This window comes from Anaeromyxobacter oryzae, from assembly GCF_023169945.1.
Classification (GTDB): domain Bacteria; phylum Myxococcota; class Myxococcia; order Myxococcales; family Anaeromyxobacteraceae; genus Anaeromyxobacter; species Anaeromyxobacter oryzae.
Genome location: NZ_AP025591.1, coordinates 2,805,164 through 2,822,885 on the forward strand (window position 1 = coordinate 2,805,164; position 17,722 = coordinate 2,822,885).

Here is a 17,722-nt window from a genome sequence, read left to right on the forward strand (position 1 = left end):
CTTGCTGCCCTGCTCAAGCGCCGCTCCAGAACGCCCGGCCGAACGCCTCGAGGCCGGCCTCGATGGCCGCGAGCGCCTCCTCGAACGCGGCGCGGCCGCGGCGGTACGGATCGGCCACGTCGTATCGACCGAACCGCCCAATCCGGTGAACCTTGCCGCGCGCGAGCGGCGCGAGGTCCTGCACCGCCTGCCGCTGCCCCTCCTCCATCACGAGGATGAGCTCGAAGCCGGCGGCCAGCTCGGGCGTGAGCTGGCGGGCCCGGTGCGCCGACAGGTCCAGGCCTCGCGCGGCGACGACCGCCTGCGCCTCCGCATCCGCGGGGCGCCCCACGAGCGCCGCGATGCCGGCGGACTCGACGCGGGCGCCGCGACGCGCCTCGAAGCGCCGGCGCAGGAGGGCCTCCGCCATGGGGCTCCGGCAGATGTTCGCGGTGCACACGATGAGGACGCTGTCGAGCATGGAGGCTGGGTCGCTCGCGCGGGCGCGAGATCCTTCCGGTCGGACGGTCGGGACGGCTGGGCCGGGCGGTGCGAGCGGCGGCGCCGGGCTGCCGGAAGCCGCGCATCCTAGACGAGCCGGACGCCCCAGTCGAGGTACGGGCCGCACCCAGATGAGGGGACAGACGCCCGCTCAGTAAGTGAACCATCCCCGAGGGAGCGAGCGCCCGCACGCGGCCCAGGAATCGAGGGAAAACCCTACGCCCGCAGGAGCTGCCGCTCCACGAGGCGCCGGTACACACCACCCTGCGCCATCAGCGCCGCGTGCCGGCCCGCCTCGACCACCACGCCTCCGTCCACGACCACGACCCGATCCGCTCCCGCGACGGTCGACAGCCGGTGTGCGATCACGATGGCGGTCCGCCCTCGCATCAACGCCGCGAGCGCGTCCTGCACGAGCGCCTCGGACTCCGCGTCGAGCGCGCTCGTCGCCTCGTCGAGGAGGAGGATGCGCGGATCCTTCAGCACCGCGCGAGCGATGGCGATGCGCTGGCGCTGCCCGCCGGAGAGCTGCTGCCCGCGCTCGCCGACGCGCGTCGCGTAGCCATCCGGGAATGCGGAGACGAACCCGTGCGCGTGCGCGGCGCGGCAGGCGGCCTCGACCTCGGCGCGGCTCGCGCCGGGCCGGCCGTAGCGCACGTTGTCCTCGATGGACGCCGAGAAGAGGATCGGCTCCTGCGATACGACGCCCACCTGCGCGCGCAGCCACGCGGGGTCGAGCGCGCGGAGGTCGTGCCCGTCGAGGAGGACCCGCCCCGCGGTCGGATCGTAGAGACGGCCGAGGAGCGCGCCGAGGGTGGTCTTCCCCGAGCCCGACGGCCCGACGAGCGCGACCACCTCGCCCGGCGCGATCTCGAGGTCGACACCCTGGAGCACCTCGACGTCGGGGCGGGTCGGGTACGCGAAGCGGACGCCCTCGTAGCCGATGCGTCCCTCGCACCCCACGAGCCGGACGCCGCCCTCGAGCGGCATCGCGGGGATCCGGTCGAGGAGCGCGAGCACCTTCTCGGCCGCCCCGAGCGCCTGCATCGCGTCGGACCAGCTCTCGGCGAGCGACGAGAAGCTCATCGCGACGAGCAGCGTGTAGACGAGGAACGCGGTGAGCGCGCCGGGCGTGAGCGCGCCCCGCGCCACCAGGAGGCCGCCGTACCCGAGCACCGCCGCGGCCGCCGCGTAGACGCCGGTGGATGCGCCCCCCATGAACCCGGCCGCGGCCCACGCACGGCGCCGCGCGGCGGCGTACGCGTCCGCGATGGCGCGCCGGTAGCGGGCCGCCTCGGAGCGCTCGGCGACGAAGGAGCGGACCGTCCGGATCGCCGAGAACGACTCCTCGGCGACGTGGGAGGCGTCGGCGAGCGCGTCCTGGTAGCGGCGGGCGAGGGCGCGGACCTTGCGCCCGTAGATCACCGCGCCGATGGCGACCGGCGGAACGACGAGCAGCATCACGAGCGTGAGGCGCGGCGAGGTGACGAGGAGCAGCGCGACGCCGCCCACCGCCGTGATGGCGTGGCGAAGCGTCATCGACAGCTGGCCGGCGAGGAGGCCTTGCAGGCTCGCGGCGTCCGCGCCGAGCCGGGAAAGGAGATCGCCGGTGCGGGACCCGTCGAAGAACGCGACCTCCTGCGAGACGAGGCTCTCGTAGAGCTGCTCGCGGATGCGCCGGACGCCGCGCTCGCCGGCGAGGGAGAAGAGGACGTGGCGTCCTGCGACCGCGAGCCCCTGCAGGACCGCGAGCGCCCCGAGCCACAGCGCGACCCGCGCCAGGCGATGTGGATCGGCGCCGGCGATGGCGCCGTCCACGATGGCGCGGATGCCCTGCGGGTACACGAGCGCGAGCCCCGCGCCGAGGACGAGGAGGACGGTGCCTCCGGTGAGGGCCGGCCACTCCTTGCGGAGGAGCGCGGCGAGGCGGCGGGCGGTGCGCGCGCGAGACGTCGTCACGCGCAGGACTTATCAGGCGCTGAGCTTCTTCGCCGCTGCGGCGGGCGCCTGCGGCGTCGGAACGTGCTGCGGGCGGTACTCGGGAACGGCGTCCGCGAACTTCCGCCGGATGTCCGCCGGGCGACCTTCGGCGACCTTGCCGAGCTCGTCGAGGTGCCGCTTCACCTGCTCCCACGGGTGCGGGCGGAAGCGACCGACGAAGATCTTCGGATGGCGCGTCTTCTCGGCGTTCTCCGCGTCAACCGACAGCTCCTCGAAGAGCTTCTCGCCGGGCCGGACGCCGGAGAACCGGATCTCGATGTCGACGTCGGGCGTGAACCCGGAGAGCGTGATGAGGTCGCGCGCGAGGTCCGCGATCCTAACCGGCTCGCCCATGTCGAGGATGAAGATCTCGCCGCCGTTGCCCATCGTCCCGGCCTGGAGCACGAGCTGGCTCGCCTCGGGGATGGTCATGAAGTAGCGGCGCATCTCCGGGTGCGTGACGGTCACCGGGCCGCCGTTCGCGATCTGCTCCTGGAAGATCGGGATGACGCTGCCGGCAGAGCCGAGGACGTTCCCGAAGCGGACCGTCACGAACTTAGTGCGGCTCCGCTGCGAGAGGGCCTGGACGTAGATCTCGGCGACGCGCTTCGAGACGCCCATGACCGAGGTCGGGTTCACCGCCTTGTCGGTCGAGATCATCACGAACCGCTCGACGCCGAACCGGTCCGCGAGATCGGCGAGCGTCTTCGTGCCGAAGACGTTGTTCTTCACCGCCTCGCCTGGGTTCCACTCCATCATCGGCACGTGCTTGTGCGCGGCGGCGTGGAGCACCAGGGTCGGCCGGTGCTGGGCGAACAGCTCCGCCATGCGCGGCTCGTCGGCGACGTCTGCGATGCACGGGACGAGCGGGACGTCGGGATAGCGCGCGGCGAGCTCGCGGTGGACGTTGAAGAGCGCGTTCTCGGTCCGTTCCACGAGGAGCAGGACCGCCGGGTCGAAGCGGCAGACCTGACGGCAGAGCTCCGAACCGATCGACCCGCCCGCGCCGGAGACCATCACGACGTGGCCCTGCATGACCGCCGAGATGGCGTCCATGTCGAGCTGGACGGGCTCACGGCCGAGGAGATCCTCGATGGCGACGTTCCGGAGCTGGCTCACCGCGACGCGGCCGTCGATCAGGTGATCGAGCCCGGGGATGGTCTTGAAGCGAACGCTGGCTCGCTTGCAGTGCTCGACGATGCCGCGCATCTCGGCGCCGGTGGCGGACGGGATCGCGATGAGTACCTCGTCGATCTCCAGCTCCGCCGCGACGGACTCGAGCTCGGCGATGGGGCCGACGACGCGCACGCCGTGGATCTGGACGCCGCGCTTCAGCGGGTCGTCGTCGAGGAACGCGACCGGCTCCCACCTGCCGCCGTGGCTGCGGAGCACCTCGCGGAGCAGCATCTCGCCGGCGTCGCCGGCGCCGAGGATCAGGATCCGCTGCCGCCGGGCCTCCGAGGGGCTCGCCATCACCGGAGCGACCCAGTGCCGGAGCATGCGGATCGAGAACCGGGCGCCGCCCACCAGCATGGTCGCGGTGAGCCACTCGATGGCGATGACGGAGCGAGGGTACGCCTTGAAGGCGTAGAGGATGAGGACGGTCGTGAGCGCGGTCGACACCGTGTTCGCGATCACGATCGTCGCGAGGTCGCGCGCGCCGGTGTACCGCCAGAGCCCCCGGAACAACCCGAGCTGGAAATACGTGAGGGTCCGCACCGCGAGCAGGACCGGGAGCCAGATGGGGAGCAGCTGCCCGTGCGGAAGCGGGATGCGGAAGTCGAACCGAAGGTTGAAGGCGAGGAGGAGCGACGCAGCCCACAGCGCGAGGTGGGCCGCGATCACGAGCGCGCGACGCGCGCTCACGCTGAGAACTACCCCCGGGTGCATCACAATGGCGGAACCTAACAGAGGGGTGCGCGGAAGTGGAGCCCTCGGGCGCGGGACAGGATCGCGCACCCGAAGGGTTCTGTTCGCCGGCGGATCAGCACCGCTGTCGCACGATCAGCGCGAACGCGGGAAATGTCAGGACGAAGCACCGTCGCGATCCACGCCGGCAGCGCGTCGCTCGAGCGACGCCACGACGTACACGTACCCGAGGAAGATCGCGACCGCGGCGGCCACGAGCAGATGGCGCTGCGTCCACTGTGACTCGCGGTACGCGAGCGCGAGGGCACCGACGATCGCCATTCCGGGGTACGCCGAGAGGGTGATGACGCCGTGCGGGACACCCGCCGCGAGCGGCCGCTGGTAGACGTGCGTCCGGTGCGCCTCGAAGAACCGCTCGCCGCGCGCGAGGCGCCGGACGAGCGTCGTGGTCGCGTCCAGGATGAACAGCGCGATCGCGAGCCCGACGACCTCGACCGGGATCCCGGCGCTGCCAGGGAGGAACGGGAAGCACGCGAGGAAGAAGCCGATCGCGGTCGAGCCGACGTCGCCCATGAAGATCGAGGCCGGCGGGAAGTTGAGGAGCAGGAACCCGAGCGCGGCGGCGACGAGCGCGAGCGCCAGGCTCGCCTGCATCCACGCGCCCGCGGCGGCGGCCGCCGCGCAGATGGCGGCACCCCCGATCACGGCCTGCCCGCCGGCGAGGCCGTCGATACCGTCCATGAAGTTGAAGAGGTTCGTGACCCACACGATCCACAGGACGGACAGCGGAGCGAGCAGCCACACCGGGAGGGGCAGCAGCGTCCAGGCGGTGCGGACCGTCCCCATGTTCACGGCAACGACTACCGTCGCGGCCAGCAGCTGAACGCCGAACCGCCACCGGGCGGCCAGCGGGCGGAGGTCGTCGGCGAGGCCGAGCGCCGAGATGAGGGCGGTCGCAGCAACGATGCACAGCGCCCGCGCGCCGCCGCCTGACATCACGACGATCACCGCCGCAGACGGGAGGAAGGCGCACATGATCCCGATGCCGCCGAGGCGCGGCGTCGGGCGGACGTGAGCGCTTCGGTCGTTCGGGTGGTCGAGGAGCTGTCGCCTCAGGGCGACCTCGCGGACGCCCCAGGTGACGATCAGGGACGCGATCGCCGCGGTGGCGCTCAGCGCGAGACTCCACACGCTCATCTCAATCCTTCCTCTTCGACGTCGCCGTGGCGGACTCTGTGACCCGCGGGCAACGTAGCAAACGTCGCGCTCGCGGGGAATCCACCCGCACGCCGGTCAGCGCTGGCGACCGCCCGGGCTTGGCGCGAGCCTGGGTTCCCTCTACACTCCGCTGCTCCAAAGTTCCCCCCGGGAGACAGAGATGAAGTCGGTTCTTGCGCGCATCCAGACGCGCGCCGCCGTCATTGGCGTCATCGGACAAGGATACGTCGGACTCCCGCTCGCGCTCGTGTTCCGCGAATCCGGCTTCCGCGTCATCGGGTTTGATCTCGACAGCCGCAAGGTCGACGCGCTGAATCGCGGCGAGTCCTACATCAAGCACATCGGTCCAGACCGCGTTCAGGCTGCGGTCAGTAGCGGGCTGTTCGAGGCGACGACCGACTTTGATCGGCTCGCGGCGTGCGACGCGATCGTGATCTGCGTCCCCACGCCTCTCGGCACCCATCGTGAGCCGGACAATTCCTACATTCACGCGACGGCTCGCGAGATCGCGAAGGTCCTCCGGAAGGGTCAGCTTGTGGTTCTGGAGTCCACGACCTATCCCGGAACGACGGACGAGGAGGTGCAACGCATTCTCGCCTCGTCCGGGCTCACGACGCCCGAAGACTACTTTCTCGCGTTTTCGCCAGAGCGAGAGGATCCCGGGAACGACAGGTTCTCGACCAAGTCGATTCCGAAGATCGTCGGCGGCGTCAACGAACCGTCGACGCACGTCGCCGTGGCGCTTTACGCGTCCGCGCTGGACCGCGTCGTCCCAGTCTCTTCCTCTCGCGTTGCGGAGTCCTCAAAGCTCCTGGAGAACATCTTCCGGTCCGTGAACATTGCGCTCGTCAATGAGCTCAAGATGATCTTCGACGGGATGGGGATCGACGTCTGGGAGGTGATCGAGGCCGCCAAGACGAAACCGTTCGGGTTCATGCCGTTCTACCCGGGCCCTGGGTTGGGCGGTCACTGCATCCCCCTCGATCCATTTTACTTATCGTGGAAAGCCGCGGAACATGGCGGGTGGGCGCGGTTCATCGAGCTCGCTGGTGAGATCAACACTCGGATGCCGCGTTACGTCGTCGACAAGACGATGCGCGCACTGAACGAGGACGGAAAGGCTCTAAAAGGCTCGCGCGTCCTCGTGCTCGGACTGTCATACAAGGCGAACGTCGACGACGACCGCGAATCGCCTTCTTACGAGTTAATAGAGCTCCTCGAGGACTCGGGGGCTCACGTCGACTATTGCGATCCGCACTTTCCGGCCGCTCGAAAGGGGCGAAAGCATGACGTGCGGCTCGAGAGCGTTCCGTGCACGCCCGACGCTTTCGCGCGCCGTGACGCAATCGTGGTCTCGACGGCCCATGATGCATTTCGCTCACCAGACCTGTTCGCACGTGCCCGGATCGTCGTGGACACGCGCAACCTGGTAGCTCCCCTGTTTGCCGGACGAGCACTTCCATTCCGCCTCGTGAAGGCGTGAGCGTGCGCGATATGGTTGCATACGAGCAGGTCAAACGCACGCTGTCCGCGGAACCGAGCCGCTGGTGCGTGACGGGCGCCGCAGGCTTCATCGGATCGCACCTCGTCCAGGCTCTTCTCTGCCTCGATCAGGAAGTCATCGGAGTTGACGATTTCTCGACGGGGCGACGAGAGAACATCGAAGATGTCTTGACGACGGTCGGCAGCGCTCGCGCCGCTCGATTCCGACTCGTCGAGGGTGACATCCGGGACCTGTCCGCCTGCCGCGCGGCGATGCTAGGTGTCCAGCGCGTCCTGCATCAAGCAGCGCTCGGCTCGGTCCCGCGGTCGATCAAGGATCCACGCACGTCGCACGACGTCAACGTGACGGGCTTCATGAACGTGCTGCTCGCAGCCCGTGATGCCGGAGTGAAGCGAATCGTCTACGCGAGCTCCAGCTCCGTGTACGGAGATCATCCCGACCTCCCGAAGCGGGAGGACGTCATCGGGCGCCCACTCTCGCCGTATGCAGTGACGAAGCTCACGAACGAGCTCTACGCGGAGGCGTTCGCGAAGGCTTATGGGCTCGAGCTCATGGGGCTGCGTTACTTCAACGTCTTCGGTCCTCGACAGGATCCCGACGGTCCCTACGCGGCCGTGATGCCGCGGTGGTTCGCGGCACTGCTGGGCGGGGGCGACGTCGTCATAAACGGCGATGGCGAGACGAGCCGCGACTTCTGCTACGTCGCCAACGTCGTGCAAGCGAACCTCCTGGCTGCATCCTCTACGAACGCGGCGGCGCTCGGCCGCGTGTACAACGTGGCTTGCGGCGAGCGAACCACCCTGAACGAGTTGTTCGCCGCGATCCGCGACCAGGTGGCTCGCTTCCGGACCGATGCGAGCTTGAGGATGCCGAGTTACGCGCCGTTCCGGCCCGGTGATATCCGTCATTCGCTCGCAGCGATCGATTGCGCGCGCTCTCTGCTGGGATATGCGCCTTCCCACGGGGTGAGAGATGGGCTAGTCGAGGCCGCCGCCTGGTACGCGTCACACGCCAGCGGGTGAGCTTCGGCGAGTACTGACATCGGCGAGAATGCTTGCGAGCACTATCGGCGTCCGCGCTGCCACGCGGCGGTGCGCCTGAGGGCGTCATCCAAATCGTCGACGGGGGTGAACCCCATGACGCTCGCGAACCGGGAGCCGTCGTATATGGCGGAACCGGTCAGGGTTCGAAGCGCGTCGGCCGCGACCGGTGTTCGGCCGACGGCTCGCGAGAAGCCGTCCGCCACGAACGCAGCCACCTTCGCGACTCCGACCGGCAGCGCCGGACGTGGCCGCACACGATCCGTTGCGCGATAGGCTGCCTGCTGGATCGCATCCAGGCTGTCCGGTACCGGGCGGCTGACGACGAAGGTGTTCCCGCGCGCATGCGCGACGTCGGCCGCCAGCAAGGCGGCTGCAGCGTCGTCGGTCGAGAGCCAGGACTTTTCGGTACCGCGCGAATCGACGGGCCAGTATCGCCGCCGAGAGATCGCCGCCACCAGTCGCTCCATGTTCCCGCGGCCGTGCGGTCCCACGAGAAGCGGAAATCTCAGGACGACGTAAGAGAGCCCGGGGAGCGACCTGATGAACTCTTCCGCCACCAGCTTGGATTTTCCGTACTCGGTGGTCGGGCAGGGGCGCGTCTCGTCGTCCGGCGACGTTCTCGAGCCGTTGCCGTACACCGCAACGGTGCTCGCGTAGACGAGGAGCGCACCCGTCGCTCTACAAGCCTCCGCGATGCGCTGCGTACCCTCGCAGTTGATGCGCCACAGTTCCTTTCGGTCGAGCTCCGAGCGCGGACGCCGGTGGACGAAGGCCGCGAGATGGAAGATCACCCGCGCCGACGTCAGATGTCGGTTCCAGTCGCAGTCGCACACGTCCGAAACGATGAGCCGGCTCAGACCGGCCACTGGGTCCGCGGGCGGTCTGCGGACCGTCCCGACGATGGCGCCGGGTCGACACAGCGAGGCAATCCGTTGGGCGAGAGCGCGTCCAAGTGCTCCCGCTGCCCCGGTAATCCACACTTCGTCGGCACGACGATCATCCATCGGGATCGGAAGCGCGCGGCTGCGCTCGGCAGCAACTCGCGACGTCTTACCACCGGTTCCGGACATCCGACAACGGGCGTCACGTTCCGCGTCCGCTGTTCACGTCTACGCGGAGGACCGCCTTTCAAGAAGGCAGCGCGATGCGGTACAAAGCGATTTCTGCATCCTGTGAGCTCACTCGCACATCAGACGAAAGATGAGTGTAAGTGGATCGAGCCGGGGGCCGCTCGCGATCCGCGGGCGACGGTCGTACACGTCACGACCGTCCCGATGTCGCTGCGTTACTTTCTGCCCGGCCAGCCCGAGGCGATGCGCCTCGCGGGCTTCGACGTGCATGCCGTGTCGTCCCCTGGCCTTGACCTCGTGGAGTTCGGGCGCGATGAACGGGTGCACACACACGAAATTCGAATGACACGGCGCATCACGCCATTGCGAGACCTGATCGCCGTCGCGAAGCTGTACCGCACGTTTCGCCGGATTCGACCCGAGATCGTTCACGCTCACACGCCGAAGGGTGGGCTCCTCGGGATGCTCGCTGCTCGACTCGCGCGTGTCCCCGTTCGCATCTACCACATCCACGGCCTCGCGTTCGTCACGCGTCGAGGACTCAAGAGGCGCTTGCTGCGATGGACTGAGCAGGTCGCGTCGCGGTGCGCGACGCGAGTTCTCTGCGTGAGTCGCTCCATCCGCGAGGTGGTGATCGAAGAGCGAATCACCAACCGTGATCCCATCGTGCTGCTCGGTGGCAGCATCAACGGTGTGGACGCGCGCTCTCGGTTCAGCCCCGACCTCAAGCCCGTCCACCGCGCTCGCGTCCGAAAGGCGCACGGCATTGCAGACGATGCGCTCGTGATCGGGTACGTCGGACGCGTCGTTCGCGACAAGGGCCTCGTCGAGCTCACGGCGGCGTGGGAAGCGCTCAGCTACGCGATCCCGCAGGCCCATCTCCTCATCGTCGGGCCCTTCGAGGCGGAAGACCCAGTCCCGCGGGACGTGGAGCGCTCGTTACGCGAGCATCCCCGCGTGCACCTTCACGGAATCGACTGGGAGACGCCGCCCCTTTACTCCGCGATGGACGTCGTCGTCCTACCCTCCTATCGAGAGGGGCTTCCGTTCGTCCCGCTCGAGGCAGCCGCGATGGAGTTGCCGGTCGTCGCAACGCGGATCCCCGGGTGCGTCGACGCCGTTCGCGATGGCGTGACCGGCACGCTCGTCGAACCGAGAGACCCTGACGCGCTCGCGCGCGCCATTCGCCAATACATCGAGAACGAGGCTCTTGCACGCGCCCACGGCCGGGCTGGCCGGGCGTGGGTACTGCGGGAGTTCGATCAGAGCCGAGTGTGGGCCGCGCTCTCGCGCCACTACGGCGAGGCGTTAGCGGAGATGGGCTCGACCATTGGACTGCAGCGGGACACCTCGGCCGAGGCGACCACGCGCGACCATTAGGTCCGCGGATCGCGTGACAGCCATGCCCATCAGGATCATTCACGTCATCAACGGGCTGGACACCGGTGGTGCGGAACTCATGTTGCTGAAGCTCCTGACCCGGCTGGATCGCCGAATCGTCACGCCAGCAGGAGTGATCTCCTTGACCGACGCGGGTCCCGTCGCCCGGGAGATCAGCGCGCTAGGGATCAACGTCCGCGCCCTCGGGATGCGCCGCGGCGTCCCCAACGCGGCGATGGTCCCCAGGCTCGTGAAGTGGATCCGTTCCGCCCGCCCTGATCTCGTTCAGACGTGGATGTACCACTCGGATCTTCTCGGCGGTTTGGCCGGGAGGCTCGCACGCGTTCCAGTCGTCTGGAACGTACGAGATAGCTTCCTGGATCCCCGCCAAGCCAAGCTGACGACGCGTGCGACCCAGAAAGCATGTGCCGCACTGTCGCGCGTCATTCCCACGCGCATCGTCGCGTGCTCTGAGGCTGGGCGCAAAGGGCAGATCTCGGCTGGCTATGACGGGCGCAAGTTCGTGGTCATCGGGAACGGGTTCGATCCCTCCCGGTTCCGTCCGGACGCTGAAGCGCGGGCTTCGGTCCGTGCCGAGCTCTCGCTCGATCCGAACACGCCGCTCGTCGGCCTCATCGCGCGCTATGACCCAGTGAAGGATCACGCCACATTCTTGGCGGCGGCGCGGGTCGTCGCCGAGCATGCTCCAAGTGCACGATTCGTGCTCGCGGGAGCCGGCATCACGTTGGGAAACGAGGCCCTCTCCGCGGAAATCGAGCGGAACGCAGTTCTCGGGAGGGTCCACCTGCTCGGCAGGAGGGACGATGTCCCGCGGCTCACGGCTGCGCTCGACGTCGCGTGCTCATCGTCGTACACGGAGGGATTTTCGAACACGATCGGTGAAGCGATGGCGTGCGGTGTGCCGTGCGTCGTCACGGACTGCGGGGACTCGGCGTACATCGTCGGGGACTCCGGGAAGGTCGTGCCACCACGCGATCCCGTTCTCCTCGGGAATGCGATCGTGTCGATTCTCTCCAGCACGCCCGACGAGCGTCGGTTGCTGTCTGCTGCCGCACGCTCCCGCGTGACTGAGATGTTCACGCTGGACGCGGTCGCCGAGAAGTACCAGAACCTGTATTCGTCGATAGCGGGTGCCGCTCGGTCCGGCTGACGGCGCGGTTACGCCTTCCGCCAGACCACCCGGTTTACGTACGCGGTGTAGCTGAGGATCACCCGCACGACCTTCTCGCTGACGTTGGTCGGCGCGTAGTCCGCGATCATCCGCAGCAGCCGCTCCTCGCCCCTCGGCTGCGTCTCGAGCACGCCCAGCGCCGCCCGGACCGTCGGCCACTCCAGGCCGGTCATCATCACGGCTCCCTCCTCGAACCCCTCCGGACGCTCGTGGGCGTTCCGGATGTTCAGAGCCGGGAAGTTCAGGATCGAGCTCTCCTCCGTGATCGTCCCGCTGTCCGAGAGCACCGCCTTCGCCTGCGTCTGCAGGTGGACGTAGTCGGAGAACCCGAGCGGCTTCTGCAGCTCCACGAGCGGATCGAGCGTGACACGCTCCGCCTCGATCCGCTTCCGCGTCCGCGGGTGGGTGGAGACGATCGTACGGACCCGGTAGGTGGAGGCGAGGCCATTCAGCACCTCGACGAGCTTCCGGAACTGCTCGGGCGCGTCGATGTTCTCCTCGCGGTGCGCGCTCACGACGAAGAACTGCCCGGGCGCGAGGCCGAGGCGCGCGAGCACGTCCGAGCGCCGGATCTTCGGCGCGTAGTGCTCGAGCACCTCGCGCATCGGGCTCCCCGTCTTGATCACGCGGTCCGGCGGCAGCCCCTCCGCGAGCAAGTACTCGCGGCTGATGGTGCTGTACGGCATGTTCACGTCGCTGATGTGGTCGACGATCTTCCGGTTGATCTCCTCCGGGACGCGCTGGTCGAAGCAGCGGTTGCCGGCCTCCATGTGGAAGACGGGGATCTTCCGGCGCTTCGCCGGGTAGGCCGCGAGGCAGCTGTTCGTGTCGCCGAGGACGAGCAGCGCGTCGGGCTTCACGTCCGCGAGCACCGCGTCCACCTTCGCGATCACGTTCCCGACGGTCTCGGCCCCCGTCGCGCCGGCGGCGGCGAGGAAGTGGTCTGGCTTCCGGAGCTCCAGGTCGTCGAAGAAGATCTGGTTCAGCTCGTAGTCGTAGTTCTGGCCGGTGTGGACGATCACGTGCTCGACGTGACGATCCAGCGCCGCCATGACCCGCGACAGCCGGATGATCTCCGGGCGCGTGCCCACCACCGTCATCACCTTCATCGTCGTCACCTCGCGGGCGGCAGGACGGGGTCGAAGATCGTGTCGGTCCGCGAGGGATCGAACACCTCGCTCGACCAGAACAGCGTCACCATCTCGCCTGCGCCGACGTTCTCGATGGAGTGGGTATATCCCGGCGGGATGTCGACCACGCGGTAATCCTCGCCGCGGACGCGGAACTCGATCACGGCGGGGCCATCGATCTGCCGGAGCCGGATCAGCCCCTCGCCCTGCACCACCAGGAACTTCTCGGTCTTGGTGTGGTGGTAGTGGTTCCCGCGCGTGATCCCGGGCTTCGTGCGCGAGATGAAGATCTGGCCGAAGCAGGGGGATTTGAGGAACTCGGCGAGGCTGCCGCGCGTGTCCGCCTTGATGTCGAGCTGGTACCCGTGCTCGCCGGGCTCGACGTACGAGAGGTACGTCGCGTAGAGCGCCCGCACGAACGGGCTCGAGAAGTCAGGGAGCCGGAGCGTCGTCCGGTGCGCGCGGAACCCGCGGATCGTCTCCGCGAGCTCGCCGAGGGTCACCTGATGCGAGACGAGCGGCTCGGCGAAGCGGAACCCGGAGCGCGGCGGTGCATCGAGCTCGCTCAGGAACGCTGCCACCACGTCGTCGACGTAGGTCAGGTCGACGACTGCGCCCGGGTCCGAGATCTGGATCGGAAGGTCGTGGGCGATGTTGTGGCAGAACGTCGCCGTCACGGAGTTGTAGTTGGGCCGGCACCACTTCCCGAACAGGTTCTTCAGCCGGTGCACGACGCACTCGGCGCCGGTACGCGCGCTGAAGTGCTCGAGCGCCTCCTCCGCGCCGCGCTTGCTCTGGCCGTACGGGTTGTCGCGCTCCGCCTGGATCGAGGAGGAGAGCACGATCTTCGGCCGGCGACCCTTGCGCTCCAGCGCGGCGCAGACAGCCTCGGTGACGCCGGCGTTGCCCGTCGCGAACTCGGCGACATTCTCGGGGCGGTTCACGCCGGCGAGATGGAAGACGACGTCCGCGACACCGAGCGCCGCCTCGAGCGCGTCGGCTGCGGTCGCGACGTCGGCCTCAAGGACCTCGACGTCCTTCCTTGGCCTGAGCGCGGCGACCAGGTTCTTGCCGAGGAAGCCGGCGGCCCCCGTCACGAGCACTTTCACATCGTTCTCCCGGGCGGTGCGGAGCTGCCCGTCAGATCTCGATCTTCTCGCCGCGGATCGCCTGCTGGACGCTATCGAGCTTGAGGAGCAGGTCGCACATGGCGTTCACGTCCGCGAGCGGTACGTTGTGCGAGTTGTAGTCTTCCTTCCGCGAGACGTCCTTCTGGCCCTCGCTGAAGTAGAGCGCGTAGTTGAGGTCCCGGTTGTCCGCGGCGACCCGGAAATAGCCGCCGAGATCCTGGGCGCTGATGAGCTCCTCGCGCGTGAGCAGGGTCTCGTACAGCTTCTCGCCGTGGCGCGTGCCGATGACGTTCACAGGGTTATCGGCGCGGAGGAGCCGCTTGACCGCAAGCGCGAGCGTCTCGATGGTCGCGGAGGCCGCCTTCTGCACGAACGTGTCGCCGGGCTCACCGTGCTGGAACGCGTAGAGGACGAGATCGACGGCGTCGTCGATGCTCATCATGAACCGCGTCATCGCGGGATCCGTGATGGTGAGCGGCTTGCCCGACTGGATCTGGTTGATGAACAGCGGGATCACCGACCCGCGGCTCGCCATCACGTTGCCGTAGCGCGTGACGCAGATGGTCGTCTTGCCGCTCGCGACCCGCGACTTGGCGATCGCGAGCTTCTCCATCATCGCCTTCGAGATCCCCATCGCATTGATGGGGTAGACCGCCTTGTCCGTGCTGAGAACGATGACGCGCTCGACGCCCGCGTGGATCGCCTCGTTCAGCACGTTCTCGGTCCCGAGCGCGTTCGTCCGGAGCGCCTCGATGGGGAAGAACTCGCAGGACGGGACTTGCTTCAGCGCCGCCGCGTGAAAGACGTAGTCCACGCCCGCCATGGCGTCGCGGAGGCTGCTCTCGGTCCGCACGTCCCCGATGTAGAAGCGGAGCTTCGGGTTCGCGAACGCCTTCCGCATGTCGTCCTGCTTCTTCTCGTCGCGACTGAAGACGCGGATCTCCTTGATCTGCGTGTCGAGGAATCGCCGGAGGACGGCGTTTCCGAACGTGCCAGTGCCGCCGGTGATGAGAAGGGTCTTGTCGCCGAACATGGAGCTGTTGTCCTTCGATTCGTGGGTGCCCGACGCTAGCCGGTGATCACCGGCGGGTCAACGGACCCCGGCCCGAGGACGATGCGCCACGCACATGTCCTGAGTCGGTATTAACAGGTTGCCGGCCTACCTCCGCACGGCCGCCAGGAAGTCAGCTAGCAAATCGGAGTAGCGCCGGTAATCGAAACTTCGCTCCGCCGCCAGCCTCGCCGATGTGCGCATCTGAAACCGATCGGCAACAGAGAGGGATAGGGCACGCTCGAACCCGGATGCCAGGGCTTCCGGCGAATGGTCAGCACACAGCAGACCCTCGTGCCCGTCGCGGATGTACTCGGCGAGATCACCCGTCGCATTGCAGATCACGGGCACCCCCGCCGCCAGACTCTCGGTGACCTTCGTTGGGAAACCTGCCTCGGCGTACCGGAGGGGCGCGCGTGCCAGCACACTGAAATCGGCATCTTGGTACGCGCGAGCGATTTCCTGCTGCGGAACCCTACCGACAATGCTGATCTCGTCGCTTAGGCCTTCTCGTTTCCCGACGAGGCGTACGACCTGCTCATGAGAGACGCCGAGGACGCGGAGTCGCACCTGCCTCGAGCTCAGTCTTCTCACGGCCGCAATGACGTTCGGCAACAAGTCCTTCTTCCCTGGCGTGCCGGCATATACCAGGTCGATCCCTGGGCACTTACTCGTCCGTTGCTCATCAGCGGCCGCGAACCTGGAAACGTCCAGGGTCGGCGGAACTCGAATCACAGGCACTCCGCGAGCCGCGTAGTACCGCTCCAAGAACGCGCTTATGGCGATGACACCATCACATCGGGGGTACTGCCATCGCAGCGCGATGTTCGTGCTTGCGTTGAATGCGCCCCACCGACCCCCCGGGAGATGGCTAGGCTCGTACCACTCGACGACGTCTGCGATAACGGGAACGCCCCTGCGACGGCACCACGGCATGATCCGCGCCATGAATGGCGCGTAGCCCCCGTAGACAATCACGTGACTTGGTGTGATCGGCTGGGCTTCCAGCCACCGCACTGCTCTTGCGCCCTGCGATACCAGAAGTCTGATGGCCTTTGCGATCACCGAAGCGTCGGTCCCATGGAGTTCGCCGAGACCGACATGGACGAGCTGGCCCCCGTTCTCCTGTTCCAGTAGGGCCGGGACTCTCGGGTGCTGCTCACCGCTACCGACGACGACTCGGTGCCCCGCCCGGGCGAGAGATTGGGCTACCCCGTACACCCTCCGAGATGAAGCCTGCCCCCAGGGGAACATGAACGGTCCGACATATGCGATCCATCCGGGCCTAGTCACTTTGAAGGCTCCCGATGGATCAGCGCGCGCGGTCATCGCGACGGCCTTGAAGCGCCGGAAATGCCACATGTCCGAGAATCCCGCGAAATTCCTCCCGCTGTCTGCTGGCATGATGCCGTGTCGAAGCCACCTCGAACCCGCGGGAACCAAGGCGTTGCCGAACAGCGGCTGACCGAATCAGCTCTCGCAAGCAAGCGGCCAGCACTCGTTCGTCCCGTGTTCCGACGGCTACGCCAGCTCCCGAGTCAACGACGTACCGCACGGAAGCAAGTTCGCCCGGTCCGTACGCCAGGATTGGGCGTCCGGCCCCCATGCACTCGGGGATCTTGGTAGACACTGAGTAACGCGCATAGGTCCTCGCATCCGTGTCGAAACTCTCCACGTGCAGAAGGATGTCGGAATCGCGCAGCACGGCAGGGACCTCGGACGGTGGAAGTGCCCTCATTACTCGAATCACGCCCGGCATCTCGAGCTGCTTCGCCTCGTTCGCGAAGTGCGTCTGCGTGTAGACCAGGAGCTCCGAATCGAGCCCTTCCCCCGACAGTGCCGCAAGCGCCGTCCCAACCTCTCGCAGCGACTTCCAGCGGTTGAGATGAAGGCCTCCGACGTATGTCACCCGCACGCGGCGGCGATTCGTCGACGGCGCGTCGGACGGCACAAGCCACTCCGGCTCAACTGCGTTCATGAACGGAGTGAACTCGCCGCCATAGCGACGAAGGTATTCCTGCGCCATCTCGCTTCCGATCGTCAATCGAACGGGCGAGCAAGCGAGGATACGGTCGAAATCCCTCTTCATGCGCGAGCGGAGCACGGTCCGGAACGCGGATGCTCCGTAAAGCGTCGTTGGCCAATCGTCCATGAGGTGTGGAACGACTGGCACTCGACAACGTTCTCGCACGTCCAGGACGAGGCGCATGATCGGGTTGGCGCCGAGCATCGAATACAGGATCTGCGGCCGGAACCTGCGAATCGCCTCCCACATCGACTCCGGAACTCGATAACGCTGAAGGTGCAACAACGCATGCTTATTTACGACGCGCTTGACCCACTCCAACGCGGCGGATGAACCCGGCGACATTTCGAGAAGCTTCCGCTCTTGGTCCGACCCCTGCGGCGCGTGGGCGTCCCGGCGCTGCCGTGTACCTGGCTTCCCGAGCACGCGGTACGCCACCCGCGCAAGCGGGATGTCCGCCACCGACAGTTGCCAGTACGTTTCGCACACGTCCGCACTCGTGGGAAGGTCGACGGTATACAGGCACGCCAACTTATCGCGCGGCCATCCCCGAAATAGGCTGTTGAGCGTCAGCCCTGTAGCTGAGGTCGTCGTGAACGGATGACCGTTCACCACCAGCACACGTGGGTATTGCTCGTCCACGGCAGTT

Annotated in this window: 14 protein-coding genes; 4 read left to right on the top strand and 10 right to left on the bottom strand. The window is 67.5% G+C overall.

Annotated features, from left to right (window positions below; all coding sequences use genetic code 11):
• Positions 1-13: 13 nt before the first annotated feature.
• The 4 genes from AMOR_RS12220 to AMOR_RS12235 all read right to left on the bottom strand — a co-directional run bounded on the left by AMOR_RS12220 (position 14) and on the right by AMOR_RS12235 (position 5,526).
• The gene (locus AMOR_RS12220) at positions 14-460 is read right to left on the bottom strand and encodes a low molecular weight protein-tyrosine-phosphatase (RefSeq protein ID WP_248361432.1); all 447 of its coding nucleotides are present in this window, start codon (positions 458-460) and stop codon (positions 14-16) included.
• Positions 461-696: 236 nt separating this feature from the next.
• Positions 697-2,439: an ABC transporter ATP-binding protein gene (locus tag AMOR_RS12225; protein WP_248361434.1), complete on the bottom strand. Its 1,743-nt coding sequence runs from the start codon at positions 2,437-2,439 to the stop codon at positions 697-699.
• A 12-nt stretch (positions 2,440-2,451) separates the two neighbouring features.
• Positions 2,452-4,326: a polysaccharide biosynthesis protein gene (locus AMOR_RS12230; RefSeq protein ID WP_248361436.1), complete on the bottom strand. Its 1,875-nt coding sequence runs from the start codon at positions 4,324-4,326 to the stop codon at positions 2,452-2,454.
• Positions 4,327-4,485: 159 nt separating this feature from the next.
• Complete coding sequence (locus AMOR_RS12235) at positions 4,486-5,526, bottom strand: MraY family glycosyltransferase (RefSeq protein WP_248361438.1); 1,041 nt, start codon at positions 5,524-5,526, stop codon at positions 4,486-4,488.
• Positions 5,527-5,707: 181 nt separating this feature from the next.
• On the opposite strand from AMOR_RS12235, the gene AMOR_RS12240 reads away from it, so the two are divergent.
• Together AMOR_RS12240 and AMOR_RS12245 are read left to right on the top strand one after the other, a co-directional pair.
• Positions 5,708-7,030 (top strand): nucleotide sugar dehydrogenase, encoded by a 1,323-nt coding sequence (locus AMOR_RS12240; RefSeq protein ID WP_248361440.1) that lies wholly within the window; start codon positions 5,708-5,710, stop codon positions 7,028-7,030.
• Positions 7,027-8,073, top strand: a complete 1,047-nt coding sequence (locus AMOR_RS12245) for an SDR family oxidoreductase (protein ID WP_248361442.1) — start codon at positions 7,027-7,029, stop codon at positions 8,071-8,073. Before AMOR_RS12240 ends, AMOR_RS12245 begins: the two co-directional genes overlap by 4 nt.
• 41 nt (positions 8,074-8,114) lie before the next feature.
• Here the strand turns inward: AMOR_RS12245 and AMOR_RS12250 are convergent, their stop codons facing one another.
• Positions 8,115-9,164 (bottom strand): NAD-dependent epimerase/dehydratase family protein, encoded by a 1,050-nt coding sequence (locus AMOR_RS12250; protein WP_318653865.1) that lies wholly within the window; start codon positions 9,162-9,164, stop codon positions 8,115-8,117.
• A gap of 204 nt (positions 9,165-9,368) precedes the next feature.
• On the opposite strand from AMOR_RS12250, the gene AMOR_RS12255 reads away from it, so the two are divergent.
• The gene (locus tag AMOR_RS12255) at positions 9,369-10,544 is read left to right on the top strand and encodes a glycosyltransferase family 4 protein (RefSeq protein WP_248361443.1); all 1,176 of its coding nucleotides are present in this window, start codon (positions 9,369-9,371) and stop codon (positions 10,542-10,544) included.
• Between the two features lie 22 nt (positions 10,545-10,566).
• Positions 10,567-11,715, top strand: a complete 1,149-nt coding sequence (locus AMOR_RS12260) for a glycosyltransferase family 4 protein (protein ID WP_248361444.1) — start codon at positions 10,567-10,569, stop codon at positions 11,713-11,715.
• Positions 11,716-11,723: 8 nt separating this feature from the next.
• Here the strand turns inward: AMOR_RS12260 and wecB are convergent, their stop codons facing one another.
• From wecB to AMOR_RS12285, 5 genes are all read right to left on the bottom strand, one after another.
• Complete coding sequence (gene wecB / locus AMOR_RS12265; protein ID WP_248361446.1) at positions 11,724-12,845, bottom strand: non-hydrolyzing UDP-N-acetylglucosamine 2-epimerase; 1,122 nt, start codon at positions 12,843-12,845, stop codon at positions 11,724-11,726.
• A 5-nt stretch (positions 12,846-12,850) separates the two neighbouring features.
• Positions 12,851-13,975, bottom strand: coding sequence for a polysaccharide biosynthesis C-terminal domain-containing protein (locus tag AMOR_RS12270; protein WP_248361448.1), 1,125 nt, complete (start codon positions 13,973-13,975; stop codon positions 12,851-12,853).
• Positions 13,976-14,006: 31 nt separating this feature from the next.
• Positions 14,007-15,029 (bottom strand): polysaccharide biosynthesis protein, encoded by a 1,023-nt coding sequence (locus tag AMOR_RS12275; RefSeq protein WP_248361450.1) that lies wholly within the window; start codon positions 15,027-15,029, stop codon positions 14,007-14,009.
• Between the two features lie 126 nt (positions 15,030-15,155).
• Positions 15,156-16,376 (bottom strand): glycosyltransferase family 4 protein, encoded by a 1,221-nt coding sequence (locus tag AMOR_RS12280; RefSeq protein WP_248361452.1) that lies wholly within the window; start codon positions 16,374-16,376, stop codon positions 15,156-15,158.
• A complete protein-coding gene (locus AMOR_RS12285) occupies positions 16,360-17,715 on the bottom strand; it encodes a glycosyltransferase family protein (RefSeq protein ID WP_248361454.1) in 1,356 nt (451 codons plus the stop codon). The genes AMOR_RS12280 and AMOR_RS12285 overlap by 17 nt, the downstream gene beginning before the upstream one ends.
• Positions 17,716-17,722 lie beyond the last annotated feature (7 nt).